Origin of the sequence: Pseudomonas morbosilactucae (assembly GCF_023241715.1) — a bacterium.
In the GTDB taxonomy this organism is placed as follows: domain Bacteria; phylum Pseudomonadota; class Gammaproteobacteria; order Pseudomonadales; family Pseudomonadaceae; genus Aquipseudomonas; species Aquipseudomonas morbosilactucae.
The window spans coordinates 1-15,550 of record NZ_JALQCW010000072.1 but is presented as its reverse complement, the minus strand read 5'-3'; the positions used below and the strand labels follow the sequence as shown (position 1 = coordinate 15,550).

The 15,550-nt window shown below is 64.1% G+C and carries 17 protein-coding genes; 14 read left to right on the top strand and 3 right to left on the bottom strand.

What is annotated here, in order from left to right; translation table 11 throughout:
- Window positions 1-170: 170 nt before the first annotated feature.
- The 8 genes from M1B34_RS25105 to M1B34_RS25070 all read left to right on the top strand — a co-directional run bounded on the left by M1B34_RS25105 (window position 171) and on the right by M1B34_RS25070 (window position 6,316).
- The gene (locus tag M1B34_RS25105) at window positions 171-602 is read left to right on the top strand and encodes a hypothetical protein (RefSeq protein WP_185039260.1); all 432 of its coding nucleotides are present in this window, start codon (window positions 171-173) and stop codon (window positions 600-602) included.
- 156 nt (window positions 603-758) lie between these two features.
- Window positions 759-944, top strand: coding sequence for a hypothetical protein (locus M1B34_RS25100; protein ID WP_268266519.1), 186 nt, complete (start codon window positions 759-761; stop codon window positions 942-944).
- A 6-nt stretch (window positions 945-950) separates the two neighbouring features.
- Entirely contained in the window at window positions 951-1,817 is an 867-nt protein-coding gene (locus M1B34_RS25095) for a glycosyltransferase family 2 protein (protein ID WP_268266518.1), read from the top strand.
- Window positions 1,818-1,872: 55 nt separating this feature from the next.
- Window positions 1,873-2,889: a hypothetical protein gene (locus M1B34_RS25090; protein ID WP_123333841.1), complete on the top strand. Its 1,017-nt coding sequence runs from the start codon at window positions 1,873-1,875 to the stop codon at window positions 2,887-2,889.
- A complete protein-coding gene (locus M1B34_RS25085) occupies window positions 2,886-3,635 on the top strand; it encodes a hypothetical protein (protein ID WP_123333843.1) in 750 nt (249 codons plus the stop codon). Before M1B34_RS25090 ends, M1B34_RS25085 begins: the two co-directional genes overlap by 4 nt.
- Window positions 3,632-4,726, top strand: a complete 1,095-nt coding sequence (locus tag M1B34_RS25080; protein WP_123333845.1) for a glycosyltransferase family protein — start codon at window positions 3,632-3,634, stop codon at window positions 4,724-4,726. Before M1B34_RS25085 ends, M1B34_RS25080 begins: the two co-directional genes overlap by 4 nt.
- Before the next feature lie 17 nt (window positions 4,727-4,743).
- Complete coding sequence (locus M1B34_RS25075; protein ID WP_268266517.1) at window positions 4,744-5,370, top strand: phosphatase PAP2 family protein; 627 nt, start codon at window positions 4,744-4,746, stop codon at window positions 5,368-5,370.
- The gene (locus M1B34_RS25070; RefSeq protein WP_268266516.1) at window positions 5,357-6,316 is read left to right on the top strand and encodes a fatty acid desaturase family protein; all 960 of its coding nucleotides are present in this window, start codon (window positions 5,357-5,359) and stop codon (window positions 6,314-6,316) included. Before M1B34_RS25075 ends, M1B34_RS25070 begins: the two co-directional genes overlap by 14 nt.
- A gap of 18 nt (window positions 6,317-6,334) precedes the next feature.
- Here M1B34_RS25070 and M1B34_RS25065 read toward each other — a convergent pair whose 3' ends face one another.
- From M1B34_RS25065 to M1B34_RS25055, 3 genes are all read right to left on the bottom strand, one after another.
- A complete protein-coding gene (locus tag M1B34_RS25065) occupies window positions 6,335-7,519 on the bottom strand; it encodes a sugar transporter (RefSeq protein WP_268266515.1) in 1,185 nt (394 codons plus the stop codon).
- Between the two features lie 301 nt (window positions 7,520-7,820).
- On the bottom strand, window positions 7,821-9,161 hold the full coding sequence (locus M1B34_RS25060; RefSeq protein WP_268266514.1) for an ABC transporter substrate-binding protein: 1,341 nt from the start codon (window positions 9,159-9,161) through the stop codon (window positions 7,821-7,823).
- A 210-nt stretch (window positions 9,162-9,371) separates the two neighbouring features.
- Complete coding sequence (locus M1B34_RS25055; protein ID WP_123333855.1) at window positions 9,372-9,842, bottom strand: Lrp/AsnC family transcriptional regulator; 471 nt, start codon at window positions 9,840-9,842, stop codon at window positions 9,372-9,374.
- Window positions 9,843-9,966: 124 nt separating this feature from the next.
- Here M1B34_RS25055 and M1B34_RS25050 point away from each other — a divergent pair, with 124 nt between their 5' ends.
- From M1B34_RS25050 to M1B34_RS25025, 6 genes are all read left to right on the top strand, one after another.
- Window positions 9,967-11,166 (top strand): methionine gamma-lyase, encoded by a 1,200-nt coding sequence (locus M1B34_RS25050; RefSeq protein WP_268266513.1) that lies wholly within the window; start codon window positions 9,967-9,969, stop codon window positions 11,164-11,166.
- A gap of 162 nt (window positions 11,167-11,328) precedes the next feature.
- Window positions 11,329-12,462: a branched-chain amino acid ABC transporter substrate-binding protein gene (locus M1B34_RS25045; RefSeq protein ID WP_268266512.1), complete on the top strand. Its 1,134-nt coding sequence runs from the start codon at window positions 11,329-11,331 to the stop codon at window positions 12,460-12,462.
- 854 nt (window positions 12,463-13,316) lie between these two features.
- Complete coding sequence (locus M1B34_RS25040; RefSeq protein WP_123333862.1) at window positions 13,317-13,862, top strand: phage tail protein; 546 nt, start codon at window positions 13,317-13,319, stop codon at window positions 13,860-13,862.
- A 36-nt stretch (window positions 13,863-13,898) separates the two neighbouring features.
- The gene (locus M1B34_RS25035; protein WP_268266511.1) at window positions 13,899-14,471 is read left to right on the top strand and encodes a phage tail protein; all 573 of its coding nucleotides are present in this window, start codon (window positions 13,899-13,901) and stop codon (window positions 14,469-14,471) included.
- 31 nt (window positions 14,472-14,502) lie between these two features.
- Window positions 14,503-15,054: a phage tail protein gene (locus M1B34_RS25030; protein ID WP_268266510.1), complete on the top strand. Its 552-nt coding sequence runs from the start codon at window positions 14,503-14,505 to the stop codon at window positions 15,052-15,054.
- Window positions 15,054-15,550: GNAT family N-acetyltransferase (locus tag M1B34_RS25025; RefSeq protein WP_268266509.1), on the top strand; the 497-nt coding region annotated here is incomplete at its 3' end. The genes M1B34_RS25030 and M1B34_RS25025, both read left to right, overlap by 1 nt.

The window sequence follows — 15,550 nt, the reverse complement described above, 5'->3', positions numbered from 1 at the left end:
ATGCAAATCTCACCGGCCTCATCGCCAGCAAGCCGGCGCCTACAGGATTGTGGGTGCCCAAGGGTCGGTAAACGTAATGCCGCTCGGGGCTGAAAAGTACCCACGGGGCAATCCGGCTGTTATTGTGCGGCCCTGCAAAAATACACCGCGAGACTCTGAGGGCATTGACGTTGAGTAATGAAGCAAAACTGACCGGGGATCTGTTCGAAGTCGATAAACGCCTGGGGCTCAAGCCCGTGGTGGACTTCAACACCTATCTACTCAAGGCCTTCGGTGACGGCCCCTGCCGCTGCAGCCGTTGTGTCGCCGGCCAGGGTGACCAAAGCGGCTACGAGTACGCACACACCTTCGATTTTGCCGGGCAAGTGGCCAACCGCCGCTTCGCCTCGACCTCCGGCAGCGATGTCCTGCAGGCGCTGAAAAAAGCCTGGCTGTCGTATACCAAGCTGGAACTGGAAACCGGCACGCCGCTGATGCTGGACACCGTCAAGGAATTCGTCGAACCGCAATGGCACAAACGCCTGCTGCCGCTGTTCCTGGCCAGCGGCCTGGTCAAGGACATCGACGGCCAACTGCAACTGCAGGCCCAGGTCGCGGCGTGACCTCAGGCAGACGGGGCGCCGCCGTCCCCGGGCAAATCAGCATTTGAATAATCCCCGGGATAATGCTGTGATTGCGCCCGCTGCCTCCCACGCGGCCCGTCGCCCATGACCGGGCCCGCGCCAGGGAATGGCCCCCACTCGACAGTCAGGATGTCAATGAACCCTCACCCAATGGAAACAGCCCGATCTCTGGCTGACGTGGCCGCCGTCTCGGCGCTGGTCCTGGAGACCAACAATCTGCGCGGCGGCAACCAGGCCCTCGCCGCCCTGACCAGCCTCAAGCGCCTGTTGCTCAAGCTGGGGCAACAGAGCGTGGCCCCGCAGACCCTGGCGCAGTGGTGATCACCCATGACGCCTGGATGCCCAGGCCCGCCAGGAACTGGTGGCGCTGGCCGGACGCCGCTGGATTTCATCGAAATCGACCCACGCACCGGCTACTACGACGCGAAGAACATTGGCTTCGAAGCCGTGGACCCCAGTCGCTGCGACTACGTGGTGTTTGCCGACGCCGATTGCATCCCGGCCGATGATTGGCTGGAACAACTGCTGGTGCCTTTCACCCAACCGGCCGCCCAGGCCCCGGCAGCAGTCGCCGGCCGTACCAGTTACGCCGCCAGCGTCGCCGGCAGTGCCCTGACCGCCATCGACTTCATGTATTTCCCCAGCCCGCTGGCCGACGGCGCCACGCGCAACTTCTATGCGAACAACGTGGTGTTCCGTCACTCGGTGTTCCTGCAACATCGCTATGAGCCGCTGGAGGGCGTCTACCGCGCCCATTGCCAGGTCATGGGCCTGCGCCTGCAGGCGGCCGGTGTCGCCGTGGCCTATGCGCCCCGCGCCCACACCGAGCACCGCCTGCCCGACAGCCGTGGCGAAGTGTTCAAGCTGCGCTGGCTGAGGGGCGGCGACAGCGTCGACCTGACCCCCTACCTGGTACGTGCCTACATGCCGGGCTGGCTGCAGTGGTTGGCGCGCAGTGGCCCCATCGGCCCGTTCTGCGTCATGGCCGGGCGCCTCGGTTACAGCCTGCGCGCCTTGAACCATCAGGATTTACCGCCGCTGCAAGGCGTTCGACGCCTGGCCGGCATGGCCATGGTGGTGGCCCTGTCGCTGCTGGACACGGCAGGTGCTGTGGTCCGTGGCCTGGGCATTTCGGCCGGTCGCGGCAGTGCTCGCCACAGCGAAGCCCTGTCCTACCACCGCCCCCTGGATTGATCCCGCGCCGCACGCTTTTTTGGCCCGTACCGTTGCCTGCCGACAGGACTTACGCATGAACCTCTACGCCCTTCGCTCCCTTGCTTGCTCCATGACCTGCCTGACCCTGCTGTCTGTGAGTGCCCAGGTGCATGCCACCCCCGCCGAATTCAGCGGCCGTGGGGTGTTTCACTTCGCCTCCGGCCAAGGCTGCCCCCTGAGCAACGGCCACGACAGCCCCAACAACGACTGCAACCGCATTGCCCTGGACCTTGCCGACGCCAAGGCCAGCGTTGACCCGGACAGCCACCAGATCCTGATTGCCAGCGGCAGCGTGGCGGACAAAAAGACCGTGATCGGCGACGTGTTGCTGCACGGCAGTGGCCTGGCCGCCGATGGCCAACGCGTGCCCTTGAGCCTGCATGTGTTGCTGCGCCGTTCAGGCGAGGTGTGGAAAACCGACACCTACGTGCACGCCCCAGTGCGTGGCACGTTCAGCGACATCCAGCTCGACCCCTACCGCATCAGCGTGCGCCAGGGCGGCAGCGAGCGCGTGCTGTTCACCCCGGAACAGGCCCGTGATGTGCTCGCCCACCCGTCCCTCGCCGCCCGCCTGGCCAGCTATTTCATTGCCGTGCGCCCCAGCGACGCCAAGCAGCCCTCGGCCGACGACATCACCATCGCCCTGGGCGTGGGTCGCGTCTCCAAGTCGCTGATGCGCGCCAGCTTCAGCTCCGACCCGGCGAGCGCCAGCGACCTCCGCCAACTGACCCGCGATGGCACCTGGACCCTGAAACTGCAAGCCTTGAGCGGTCAGATTCCGTTGTGGGTGGTGCAACGCCAACTGTTTGTGTTTGCCCTCGACAACAGCCCGCTGCTAAAGGACGTGCGCCAGCGCGGCTTTAAGAAACACGACACCCTGGAACTGGGCGCGCGCAACGGCGTGGGCTTCCTGCGCTACAACGGTGTCGAGGAAGCTTTCCCTGGCGCCGCTGAGTCCGGCTACGCCTTTATGCGCGACAGCTTCATTGGCCTGATCCTCGCCTGGCCACGCAGCGCTGATGCGCCCAGCACCGCCCAGGCCGCGCAATGAGCGTGCAGCAACACGCCGCCGACGCCGTCGATTACCCCTGCCTGCAACCGCCTAAACAACAGGGCCTGAGCGCCGTGCAAGCGCGCCTGGTGGACCGCATCAAGCGTGCCGCCCTGCGCCGCCTGCACCGTAGCCCGCGGGGTGAACGCTTGCTGCTGCGCATGTACCTGGCCGGTGAGGACGCCACCGAACGGGCGCTGCTGGAACAGTTGCTGCCCCAGTCGCCGGACTGGCTCGAACGCCAGGTCGAACGCCACCTGGACGATGAGCGCCGCCATGTGGCGCTGTTCAGCGAGGCCTTGCGTGCCCTGGGTGACGAGCGCGAAGCCCGCCTGGAGCCGGACTGGCTAAGCCGACGCAAGATCCAGCGCTGGCAACGCCTGGCCCGTGACTACGCGCCCCACTTCAGCCACGGCCTGCTGGTGCCGGCCTACGCCACCGGGTTGTGCGCCGAGCAGATGGCGGAACGGGTGCTGGGCCGCCACTGCGCGGTGATCGGCCCGCAACACGGGCTCTACCCCTTGCTCTCGCGGGTGCTGGCCGATGAGCAACAGCACGTGCGCCTGTGCCAACAAACCTTGCGCCGCATCGTGACGCCCACTGAAGCGCCGCACCTGGCTCGGTTGCTGGAGGAGATTCGGCGGATTGACGCCGGCTTCGGCGTGACCGGGGCCCTGGCGATGTATGCCGCCGGCTGGATTTACGGCTCGCGGATCGGCGCGGCAGCGGTGAGCACGGCACCATGACCCGACGTATCCTCTACCTGGCCACCGCCGATGCCCGTGGCCACCTGATGCGTGCCCAATTGCTGGTGCACGCCCTGCGAGCTGCGGGGGCCGAGGTCGAGGTACTGACCACCTCGGATGAAGGCCAACGCTTCCTGGAGCGCTTCGGCATCCAGGCCGAGCTGCTGTCACGGCACTATGCGGTGCAGTTCGATGATCAACAGAACATGCTGCGCGACGCCACCAACCGCAACGTCGCCCATTACCTGTTCCACCCTGCCCGCATGCTGCGGGACATCCTGCAACTGCGGCGTCGCCTGCGCCACGCCGATCTGCTGATCAACGACTCCTTCCACCCGGCCCTGCTGTTTATCGGCTCGATCCCCGGCTGGCGACGCAAGGTGGTGCATGTCTACGGCGCCAGCCTCAAGGTGGCGCTGCTGAACAACTTCGAAGGCATGTGGCCGCGCCAGTTCGGCCGCCTGTTCGGCTGGATCGTCGGCCAGCAGATCGACGCCGCGCGGGCCTGCATCGAACATGATTTTGCCTACGCCATTGACGACACCCGGGCGCCCCGACTGTATCGCCTGCCCACTCCGGTGGCCCTGGCCGAGCCACCAGCGCTGGCAGTCGAGGCCGAAGTGGCGGTGTACCTGAACCCGCACTTTCGCGACGTCGCGCTGGCGGACGCCTTGTCCAGCGGCCTGATCGAGGCCGGGCTGAGCGCCCATCAGGTCGGTGAAGGCTATGCCGGGCGCAGTGGCTGGCTGGCGGTCGACCCGCACTGGGCCGGGCACGCCTCCCGGGCTCAGCTGCTGGTGTCGGCCCCGGGCATGGCAGCCTTGTCCATCGCCCTGGTGTATCAACGGCCGATCATCCTGGTGCTGACCGACCAGCCCGAGCAGGCCAGCAACGCCGCCCGGGCCGAGCAGTTGGGCCTGGTGCACCGTGTGGTGACCTGGCGCGGCAACACCGATGATTTTCGGCGCCAGGTCAGCGAGGCCGCACGGCAACTGACTGCTGCCGAGGCCAATGCCCCATCGCCGAAGGTCGGCCAGGACGCGGCACAGGCGCGGATCGACGCCTGGGTCAGCCGCTTGCTGGCCTTGTAATGACAGGGGATCAGCCCATGCGCCAGCGATCGTTGACCTATCTCGGCACAGGCCCCGACTGGCGACAGGCCTTGGTCGCCCTGCTGGGCCTGCTGCTGGGGTTGACGCTGTTCATTGCCCTGGAGCGTGCCGTCACCCCGCGTTACCAACTGGCCACTGCACTGGATCAGGCCATCCCGTTTATCCCCTTGTCGTGGTGGGCCTATGTGCTGTTCTTCCCCTTTGTGGTGGTGACCGCCGCTTACGCGCCAGCCCAGGCGTTCAGCGCGTTCAAGCGGGCGACCGCCCTGGCGTTCGTGATCGCCTGCAGCTGCTTTTTGCTGTTCCCGGAGTCGGTGCCACGGCCCGATCCACTGTTGATTGACGACGCCTTTCTGCGTGAGCGGTTTATCCGCCTGTGGCAGGTGGACATGGCGGCCAACGGTTTTCCCTGCTTGCACGTCGCCGTGACCTGCCTGGCCTGGCGGATGCTGTGGGGCCAACGCCTGTCATGGCTGGCAGGCACCCTGGGCCTGCTGATTTGCCTGTCCACCCTGACGGTCAAGCAACACACACTGATCGATGTGCTGGGCGGGCTGTTGCTGGCGCTGCTTTGCGGTTACTGGGCCCGACCTGCCGGAGGTGCCGAGCGTGCCCAAGCCTAATTCCCGTGCGGGGGAAAATTCCCGGCTCAAGCACTTCGCCCCGGCACCCGCGTTGTTTCAACTGCAACCCTGGCGCAGCCTGCTGGCGTTGTTGGCGGACTGGGGGCTGATCGCGCTGGCATTCGTGTGCGCAGTGATCTGGCCCCATCCCCTGATCTACCTGGCGGCGGCGATCATCATTGCCCGCAGCCAACTGGCGCTGGCGGTGATCATGCATGAAAGCGCCCATGGCGTGCTGCTGCGCCACCAGGGCCTGAATGACGGCATCGGCCAGGCGCTGGCGGCCGGCCCGCTGTTTATTTCCCTGGAAACCTATCGGGTCGGGCACCTCAAGCACCATGTCGCGCCGATGCGCCATGACGACCCGGTGGTGGCGGTGTTCGGCTTGGGGGACTTTCCCATGGCTCGGGGCAAGCTGGTCGGCAAGTTGCTGGCCGACCTGTGCGGCCTGGGCTACTGCCTCAGCGCTTGGAGGATTGCCCGGGGCGACTACCGCGAGATCATGCCCAAGGCGCAGAAGTCCCCCCGCCTGAAGGCCTGGGAAGTGCTGTCGATGCTGTTGAGCAACGGCTTGCTGTTCGGCTTGCTGGCCGCCTCCGGGCACCCGTGGCTGTACCTGGGCCTATGGTTGCTGCCGGCCATCACCCTGCTGCCGTTGATGGGGCGCATCCGCGCGATCATGGAGCACGCCGGCCTGCCCGAATGTGCGGACCAGAGCCAGAATGCGCGGAGCATCGTGCGCCCGAACTGGCAGACCTTTCTGTGTGGCCCCCACGCCATTCACTACCACATCGAACACCATCTGTTTGTGCGTCTGCCCTTCTACCACCTGCGCACCGTGCATCAGCAACTGGTGGCGCAACAGCGTGTGCCCGAAGCCAACCTGTATGGCGGCTACATCGCGATACTGAAAGACGTCAGCCGCCCCCCCGGCCAGGACGCTTGAGCGCTTAGCCCTCAGCGCTTAGCCCGCCGCCTCGGCGCGGGCGAGACGGGCGATCGTCAGGGCATAGAACAGCAGCGCCAGCCCCGCCAGCGAGCCCCCCACCAGGCCGATGTAGGCAAACCCCATCTGGCCGCCGACCCAACTGCCAAGCAAGGCACCGCCGCCGATGCCGATGTTGTAGATCCCGGAAAACAGCGCCATCGCCACGTCGGTGGCATCCGGCGCCAGCACCAGCACCCGGGATTGCAGGGCCAGGCCAAAGCCCATGATCGCCATGCCCCAGACCACGCTGAGCACGCCCAGGTACTCCACGCCCAGGCTGGCCGGCCAGAGCAGCAGCAGGCACAGGGTGAGCAGGCCGACGGCGATCAGCAGGAAGCGCGTCGGGCCGTAGCGGTGAAAACGGCTGAAGCACAGCGAACCGAGGATGCCCGCACCGCCGAACAGCAGCAGGATCAGGGTCACCGCCTGGCCGCTGAGACCGGCGACGCTCTGCACAAAAGGCTCGATGTAGCTGTAGGCGGTGAATTGGGCGGTCACCACCACCGCTGTCAGCACGTAGATCGCCAGCAGCGCCGGGCGCTTGAACAGCAGCGGCAAGCTGCGCAGGGAACCGGAGTTCTGGCTTGGCAACAGCGGCAGGCTCTTGGTCAGCCAGAACACCAGCACCGCCGCCAACAGGGCAATCACGATAAAGGTGGTGCGCCAGCCCATGGCCTCGCCCAGCAGCCGGCCCAGGGGAATCCCCAGCACCATCGCCAGGGACGTGCCGGTGGCCAGCAAGCCCAAGGCCTGGACCTGCTTGCCCGGCGGCGCCAGGCGCACGGCCAGGGACGCTGTGATCGACCAGAACAGCGCATGGGCCAGCGCTACCCCGATGCGGCTGAACAACAGCAAGCCGAAGCTGTTGGCCAGGCTGGACACCACGTGGCTGGCGATAAACAGGCCGAACAACACCAGCAACAGCTTGCGCCGCTCGACGTTCCGCGTCAGCAGCATCACCGGCAGCGAAGTCAGCGACACCACCCAGGCGTAAATGGTCAGCATCAAGCCGACCTGGGCCGTGGGCAGGTTGAAGCTGTTACCGATCGAACTCAGCAGCCCGACCGGGACGAATTCCGTGGTGTTGAACACAAAAGCGGCCAGCGCCAGTGCGATGACCGGCTGCCAATGGCCGTGGGTTGTTGCCGCAGGGTTGTTCATTTAAAGGTCGTATTACTCTATCGATGATCGAACAGGCATGGCCCCGTTCCCTGCGTCCCGTGTGAACAGGTGGCGGGCACGCGGGAGCCAGGGCACGCCGGAGCCGGCACGCGGGGCGTCATTCTATAGGCTTCTGGGGCGGCTGTTGCGGATGATCGACGGCCGTTGAGGAAATTTCAGCCGCCGTGACGGCTCGATAAAGGTGCAATGAAGAGACGGGGCGGTGCCTGCAGGCACTGACAAAAAAGAGGCCGAAGCCTCTCTCTTGCCACCCCTCGGCGCTGGTCGCTCGAAGGAGCGCTTACTCTGCCGAGCAGTTACGCGGGGTGATGCCCTTCTCCTTGGCGTAGGCCGCGGACTTGGCTTCGATCAGCGGGCGCAAGGTGTCACGGTCGGCTTGTACCCAGTCGGTCACCAGCACCCACTTCTGCCCGTCCCACTGCTGAACGCGAGCCGAGCCGCCGCCTTCATGGTCCGCGCAAGACAGTTTCAACGGTGCCAGCAGGCCCTCGAAGCCGATCGCCTTGAGGCGCGCTGCGTCGATGTCCAGGTGCTCGAAGGCCCAGCGGGTTTCCTCACCGTTGAGGGGACGGTTGCCGAACTTGGCCTGACCGGTGCGCAGCGCTTCCACGGCAATGGCGGCGTTGATCAGGCCGATATTGTAGTAGACCTTGCCGAAGTAGCTCGGGTCCTTGAGGTTGCTCTTGCCGGCATCGAGGATGGCGCGCTTGAGCCGCTGGTGGATGTCAAAGCCGTCGCCACCCGGGAATGGCGCCAGGGCCTGGTAGCCCTTGGCGGCGGTGCCGGCGGGAATCACATCGGCCTCGGAACCGGCCCAGACGTCGCCGATGATGCGGTCCACGGGAATGCCGAAACGCACGGCCGTCTTGATCCCCACTGGGGTGGACACGCCCCAGGTACGCAGGAACACCCAGTCCGGGTTGATCTGGCGCACCTGGCGCCATTGGGTGGATTGCTCGTTGCCGGGATCGGCCACCGGGATCTGGATGTTCTCGAAACCGTATTTTTCCGCCAGTAGCTTCATCGGGCCCTGGGTTTCGCGACCGTAGGCCGAGTCGTGGTAGACGGTGACGATCTTCTTGCCCTTGAGCTTGTCGAAACCGCCCTCACGCTGGGCGATGTAGTTGATGCCCACCGAGGCCTGGCCGTAGTAGTTGAGCAACAGCGGGAAGGCATAGGGGAACACGCTGCCGTCGGTGGACTCGGTGCGCCCGCCGGCACCGTCGATCAGGGGAATGCGATCCACCGCGGCGCGCTCGATCAGCGCGTAGGATGCCGGGGTGCTGTGGGTGAAGAAGAACGCGGTCGGCGCGCCGTCGAGGCCCTTCTTGTAGCGCTCATAACATTCGATGACGCGGTCGGTGTTCCACTCGGTCTCGCACTCCTGCCAGACCAGCTTGACCCCATTCACCCCACCCTCGACCTCGTTGATGTAGCGGAAGTAGTCGATCTCCCCGGCCCACCAGGGAATGCCACTGGAGGCGTAGGCGCCGACGCGGTAGGTGGCCAGGGGAATGAACTGCTCATTGTCCGCCGCCTGGGCGGGGGCCGGCGGCAAGCTGGTGAAAATGCCGAGGGCCAAGAGGCTGGCCAGTAGGGTGCGTTGCAAGGTCTTGTGCATGGGGGTGGCTTCTAGTGAGGTGGAGTGGCAGTCGTTTACTGATCTGCCCACCTACAACACAATCCATGCCAAGCCTATAATCCAATAAAATCAACAACTTGGGAGCCAATAAAAAGCGCCCTCCTGTCCCTGGCGTGACAGTCTATTGAACCGCTGTTGCTCCACCAACAGATCGCCGGCACCAGTCTGGGCCACCCGGCAGCGCGGCGCTCAACCCAGCACCGGAATCACCCGCGACGGCTTGACCGACTTGAAGGAAAAGCTCGAGTAGATCTCTTTGACCGCCGGCAAGGTCTGCAGCACTTCACGGGCGAATTCGCCGAAGGACTCCAGGTCCTTGGCCAGCACTTCCAGGAGGAAATCGTAGCGCCCGGAGACGTTGTGGCAGGCGACGATTTCCGGAATCTCCAGCAGCCGCTGCTCAAACGCCCTGGCGGTGTCCTGGCAATGGGATTCCATCATCACGCTGACAAAGGCGGTGACCCCGTAGCCGAGGGCCTTGGGCGAAAGGATCGCCTGGTAGCCGGTGATCACCCCGCTTTCTTCAAGAATTTTCACCCGGCGCCAGCAGGGCGAGGTGGTCAGGGCGACGCTGTCGGCCAGCTCGGCGACGGTCAGGCGGGCATTGCCTTGCAGGGCGTTCAGCAGGGCTTTGTCGGTGCGATCCAGGGCATTGGGCATTTTTTGCCTCTCCATTTTATTTTTATTTGATTTTGTTCCAATCCAGCCCTGATCAAGGGGCAAATTTGGAATTTTTGTCGCCGAATTTGAGCATAGCATTGGCACAAATACGGGAGCATTGAACATGGACAATAAAAACAATGAGCTGGGTTTTTCCACCCGTGCGATCCATCACGGCTACGACCCGCAGCAGCATCATGGCGCACTTATCCCGCCGATCTACCTGACCTCGACCTTCACCTTCGCCACCGCCGAATACGGCGCCGGTTGCTTTGCCGGGGAAGAAAGCGGCTACGTCTACACGCGGATCGCCAACCCGACCCTGGCCTTGCTGGAAGCCCGCATGGCCACCCTGGAAAACGGCGAAGCAGCGGTGGCCTTCAGTTCCGGCATGGGGGCGATTGCCGCAACCTTCTGGACCTTGCTGCGCCCCGGCGACGAGGTCATCGTCAGCCGGACCCTGTATGGCTGCACCTTCGCCCTGCTGCACCACGGCATCAGCGAATTCGGGGTCAAGGTGCGGCATGTCGACCTCAGCGACCTGGGCGAACTAAGGGCCGCCATCAGCCCGGCCACCCGCATGATCTATTGCGAATCCCCGGCCAACCCCACGCTGCAACTGGTGGACATCGCCGCCGTGGCCGAGGTCGCCCGCCAGCGCCAGGACCTGATCCTGGTGGTCGACAACACCTACTGCACCCCTTACCTGCAACGGCCCCTGGATTGGGGCGCGGATGTGGTGGTGCACTCCGCCACCAAATACCTCAGCGGCCATGGCGACATCACCGCCGGCATCGTGGTCACTCGCCAGTCACTGGCGGATCAGATTCGCCTGCAGGGGCTGAAGGACCTGACCGGCGCGGTGCTCTCGCCCCAGGATGCCTTCCTGCTGATGCGCGGCCTGAAGACCCTGGCCCTGCGCATGGATCGCCATTGCAGCAACGCCCTGGAGATTGCCCGCTTGCTGCAGGACCACCCGGCGGTGGAATGGGTGACCTACCCGGGCCTGCCCTCCTTCCCCCAGCACGCCCTGGCCAGTCGGCAGATGAAATTGCCCGGCGGCATGATCGCCTTTGAACTCAAGGGCGGCCTGGTCACCGGCCGGCGCTTCATGAATGCCCTGGGACTGTTCAGCCGCGCCGTCAGCCTGGGGGATGCCGAATCCCTCGCCCAGCACCCGGCGAGCATGACCCACTCCACCTACACCCCGGAAGAACGTGCACACCACGGTATTTCCGAGGGGCTGGTGCGCCTGTCGGTGGGCCTGGAAGACCTGGCCGACTTGCTGGCCGACGTCGCCCAAGCCCTGGACACCTGCGCCTGAGGGCCGTTGTAGAGCGCCCGATGCAGCACACGGCGGCAGATCCCGGCATACTGCCCGACGTGATTCGTGGCGACCTGTACCTGCCTGCCGGCAACGCGCCGCCTTATCGTCGAATCACCCGCAACACCTTTTTGAATCGTTACCCACAGGAGTGGAACCCCAATGAGTCGCATCAATAACAAAGCCACCCAGCTGCTCAGCGCCATGATCCTGGCCGGCCTGGCCTGCCATTCCCTGGCCGCCGACAGCATCAAGATCGGCATCGCCGGCCCGAAAACCGGGCCGGTGGCGCAGTACGGCGACATGCAGTTCAGCGGTGCGCGCATGGCTATCGAGCAGATCAACGCCAAGGGCGGCGTCGACGGCAAGCAACTGGTGGCCGTGGAATACGACGACGCCTGCGACCCCAAGCAAGCGGTGGCCGTGGCGAACAAAGTGGTCAACGACGGGGTTAAATTCGTGGTCGGGCACCTGTGCTCCAGCTCCACTCAGCCGGCTTCGGACATCTACGAAGACGAAGGCATCATCATGATCACCCCGGCCGCCACCAGCCCTGAGCTGACCGCGCGCGGCTACAAGATGATCTTCCGCACCATCGGCCTGGATAACGCCCAGGGCCCGGCTGCCGCCCGCTACATCGCCAGCCTGAAACCGGCCAACGTCGCAGTGCTGCACGACAAGCAGCAGTACGGCGAAGGCATTGCCAGCTCGGTGAAAGAGATCCTCGGCAAGGAGGGCGTCAAAGTCGCGATGTTCGAAGGGATCAACGTCGGCGAGCGCGACTACTCCTCGATCCTGGCCAAACTCAAGCAAGCCAATGTCGACTTCGTGTACTTCGGCGGCTACCACCCAGAGATGGGCCTGCTGCTGCGCCAGGCACGGGAAAAAGGCCTGACCGCACGCTTCATGGGCCCTGAAGGCGTAGGCAACGACTCTATCTCGCAGATCGCCAAGGACGCCTCCGAAGGCATGCTGGTGACCCTGCCCAAGGCCTTCGACCAGGACCCGGCCAACAAGGCCCTGGTGGAAGCCTTCGAAGCGAAGAAGGAAAGCTCCAGCGGCGCCTTTGTGTTACCGACCTACTCGGCGGTACAGGTACTGGCCGACGCCATCGCCAGCACCCACAGCGAAGATTCGGAAAAAGTCGCCGAGGCGATCCACGCCGGCACCTTCAAGACCCCGACCGGGGATTTGAGCTTCGATGAGAAAGGCGACCTCAAGGACTTCAAATTCGTGGTCTACGAGTGGCACTACGGCAAGCCGAAGACCGCCGCCCAGGACAGCGCCGGCCTCTGATGCATCGGGCAACCTGGGCCCCCTGCGCGGGGTACCAGGTTGCCTGTCACTGAACGCAAACGCCTGCCCAGGCATCAACGGCCACCCAAAGAGCCGAATCCCCCGCACACCCCCTCCTCGAACGTCCGGCAATACGACTGTTACAACTGTGTCGAATACAATACCCGAGAGCGCTAGTTGGGAATCATGGCTGGTCAAGGTAACAACTTTAATGAGGCTGAGTAACAGTCATTAAAGTGTCCAAAAAAAAGGCCACGCTTTATTGTTTTGAGTGATAGAACTACAACCCTGGCTATATCGTTAGCGTGCTTTGTTTTATCTCGTGCAAGTTACACCCATCCGGCACGGCGCAGGTTATCGGCCAAGAGACCGCAACACTTTAATTCAGGAAAAAGCGCAGCCTAGGTGCTTAAGTACTGCTTGCAACAACGTCGATAGACGACACACCTGAGCTGGAGCCCCACGGCCATGGCCACGCACCTTGCCCCCTTCAGCCGTCCCGCACCCAAAAGCCCGAAAGACCGGCCTTTGCCAGACAGGAAGCCGGTTGCCCCCTCTCTAATTCCCGAGCAAAAGTGTCGGTCTTTCACAAAACAAAACAACGAGACATGCGGCCTGGCCTAATGAAAAACATAATATTGACGCGCAAGCAGATGGACTTCAGCGTCCTAACGGCACACCGCTGAAATGGCAACTTTATGAGGCCCTACAAGCACTTGATTGCACCACTTTGCGGCACGTAAAAATAATATTTGCCTAATAAATTGGCTTTTGGTTATTGTGCGTTTCGCGCACTTCATGCCGTCAGGATGAACGACTTTTTGGCGCCAATTTATTTTCATGGAGGAAAGAACATGGATCCGTTTCTGGGTGAAATCCGCTTGTTCCCCTGGGGTTGGGCACCGTCCGGTTGGCTGCCCTGCGAAGGCCAGATCCTGCCCTTCAATACCTATGTCGCTTTAGCCTCCCTCCTTGGTACTCGTTTTGGCGGCAATGGCTCCACCACCTTCGGCCTGCCGGACCTGCGTGGCCGCACCGCCATCGGACAAAATCTCGTCGCATCAACAAACCCGGTCCTCGGCGTCCATGCCTTGGGCTCTGCCGGTGGCAGCGAGACCGTCGCCCTCGGCGCCAACACCCTGGCCACTCATACCCACGGCACTCACGTTTCCAATGCCGCCGGCACCACCGGCCCGGCAGGCGCCATTCCTGCCGTCAGCTCGAACTCGACTGGCGCGGTGTCCCGAGCGACTTACGTGACCGCCGCCGGGTCGGATTTGGTGGCCTTGAACAGCGCCACCGTAGCACCCACGCCAGGTACGCCGGTCGCCAATATGCAGCCCTCGATTGTCGGGGCCTTCTTCATTGCCACGAACGGCATCTACCCGCCGCGCCCATAGCCACACGATTACAGACCCTCGAGTAAGGAAACTGACATGTCTGAAGCTTACCTCGGAGAAATCCGCATGTTCGCCGGTAACTTTGCGCCGGTGAATTGGGCCATGTGCGATGGCGCGGTCCTGCCAATCAGCACCTATGAAGCCTTGTTTACGGTGCTCGGCACCACCTATGGCGGCAATGGCATCACCACCTTCGGCCTGCCCGATTACCGCGGTCGCCTGCCCATCGGGCAAGGGACCGGCCCCGGGCTCACCTCAAGGGTGCTGGCCCAGACCCTGGGCACGGAAGCCGTGACGCTGACCTCGGCGAACACGCCCGCCCACAGCCATACCTTCACCGTCAGCACCACCCCGGCTACCTCGGCGACGCCCACACCTCCCGCTCCCGCAGCGCCTTCCAGCCAGACATTCGGTGAGTTCGTCCCGGCCGGCGTGATCAAAGGCCTGTACAGCGCAGGCACCGGCACCACCGCCCCCGTGAGCCTGAACCCCGGTTTTCTCGACCCGGCGCTGGGCACCGGCGCGGTTGCACCCCACAGCAACCTGATGGGGACCTTGGCGATTAACTACATCATCTGCCTGGCGGGCATCTACCCGACTCGGCCGTAACCCTACTTTTATTGTTCAGGAACGACCGATCATGGATGCTTTCACTGGCGAAATCAGACTGTTCCCCTTCAACTTCGCACCAATGGACTGGGCCTATTGCGATGGCTCGACCCTGTCGATTCAGCAGTACCCCGCGCTGTATTCGATCCTTGGCAACATCTATGGCGGCACGCCGGGGCAAAACTTCCAACTGCCCAACCTCAATGGGCGTGCCGCCATGGGCGCCGGCAATGGCCCCGGGCTGACACAACGGCCACTGGGCACCGCCGTAGGTGCCGACGTGGTCACACTGCTGCCTGGCAACATCGCACCCCATACCCATGCGTTGCAGGTCAAGGACGGCACTGACTCCACCTCCAGCCTGGACGAACCCAACACCAGCGCCTACCTGTCCCAACCGCGCAACATACGCCTGTACAACACCACCGCGCCCGTCGCGGGCAGCCCGACCCTGGCCGTCGGCACCGTCGGTAGCACCGGGCAACTGACGCCCGGCAGCAGTGCGCCGCGCAGCACGGTGCAGCCGTTCCTGACATTGGCCTACTGCATCTGCCTCAATGGCGAATACCCATCGAGGCCTTGATGACTGTTGCCAACGCCGCCCCCCAGTCGCTGCCGCCCACCGGCAGCGACCCCGTTTTGCGCGAGCAGAACGGCGATGACCTGGGCTTCCTGCGGGAGCTGTTCGTGACCCGGCGCTGGGCCGAAGTCAGTGCCGTGCCGGGCTGGAGCGACGACCAGCGCCGAGCCTTCCTGCACGCCCAGGCAGAGCTGCAGCGCCAGCACTATGAGCGGCATTACCCCTCCGCCGATTTCATGATCATCCAGCAGGCCGCCCGCCCGATCGGCCGCCTCTGCGTGCACCGGGAGCCCAGCGAGGTGCGTATTGTCGACATCGCCCTGTTGCCGGCCTGGCACGGCCAGGGGATTGGCAGCCGTTTGCTGCACGACATTCTGGCCCAGGCCGATGCCCTGAGTCAGTCCTGCAGCCTCAGCGTTCGAACACGGCAGCCCGGCCCGCGCTGTACTCAGCGGCTCGGCTTTCAGCCCGCCCTGACACGGCTCCTAGTTTACAGATG

Bases quoted from the DNA above. Each gene is read 5' to 3' on its own strand.
- M1B34_RS25100 (WP_268266519.1), top strand. From the start codon at position 759: ATGAACCCTCACCCAATGGAAACAGCCCGATCTCTGGCTGACGTGGCC.
- M1B34_RS25095 (WP_268266518.1), top strand. From the start codon at position 951: ATGACGCCTGGATGCCCAGGCCCGCCAGGAACTGGTGGCGCTGGCCGG.
- M1B34_RS25090 (WP_123333841.1), top strand. From the start codon at position 1,873: ATGAACCTCTACGCCCTTCGCTCCCTTGCTTGCTCCATGACCTGCCTG.
- M1B34_RS25085 (WP_123333843.1), top strand. From the start codon at position 2,886: ATGAGCGTGCAGCAACACGCCGCCGACGCCGTCGATTACCCCTGCCTG.
- M1B34_RS25080 (WP_123333845.1), top strand. From the start codon at position 3,632: ATGACCCGACGTATCCTCTACCTGGCCACCGCCGATGCCCGTGGCCAC.
- M1B34_RS25075 (WP_268266517.1), top strand. From the start codon at position 4,744: ATGCGCCAGCGATCGTTGACCTATCTCGGCACAGGCCCCGACTGGCGA.
- M1B34_RS25065 (WP_268266515.1), bottom strand. From the start codon at position 7,519: ATGAACAACCCTGCGGCAACAACCCACGGCCATTGGCAGCCGGTCATC.
- M1B34_RS25060 (WP_268266514.1), bottom strand. From the start codon at position 9,161: ATGCACAAGACCTTGCAACGCACCCTACTGGCCAGCCTCTTGGCCCTC.
- M1B34_RS25055 (WP_123333855.1), bottom strand. From the start codon at position 9,842: ATGCCCAATGCCCTGGATCGCACCGACAAAGCCCTGCTGAACGCCCTG.
- M1B34_RS25050 (WP_268266513.1), top strand. From the start codon at position 9,967: ATGGACAATAAAAACAATGAGCTGGGTTTTTCCACCCGTGCGATCCAT.
- M1B34_RS25045 (WP_268266512.1), top strand. From the start codon at position 11,329: ATGAGTCGCATCAATAACAAAGCCACCCAGCTGCTCAGCGCCATGATC.
- M1B34_RS25040 (WP_123333862.1), top strand. From the start codon at position 13,317: ATGGATCCGTTTCTGGGTGAAATCCGCTTGTTCCCCTGGGGTTGGGCA.
- M1B34_RS25035 (WP_268266511.1), top strand. From the start codon at position 13,899: ATGTCTGAAGCTTACCTCGGAGAAATCCGCATGTTCGCCGGTAACTTT.
- M1B34_RS25030 (WP_268266510.1), top strand. From the start codon at position 14,503: ATGGATGCTTTCACTGGCGAAATCAGACTGTTCCCCTTCAACTTCGCA.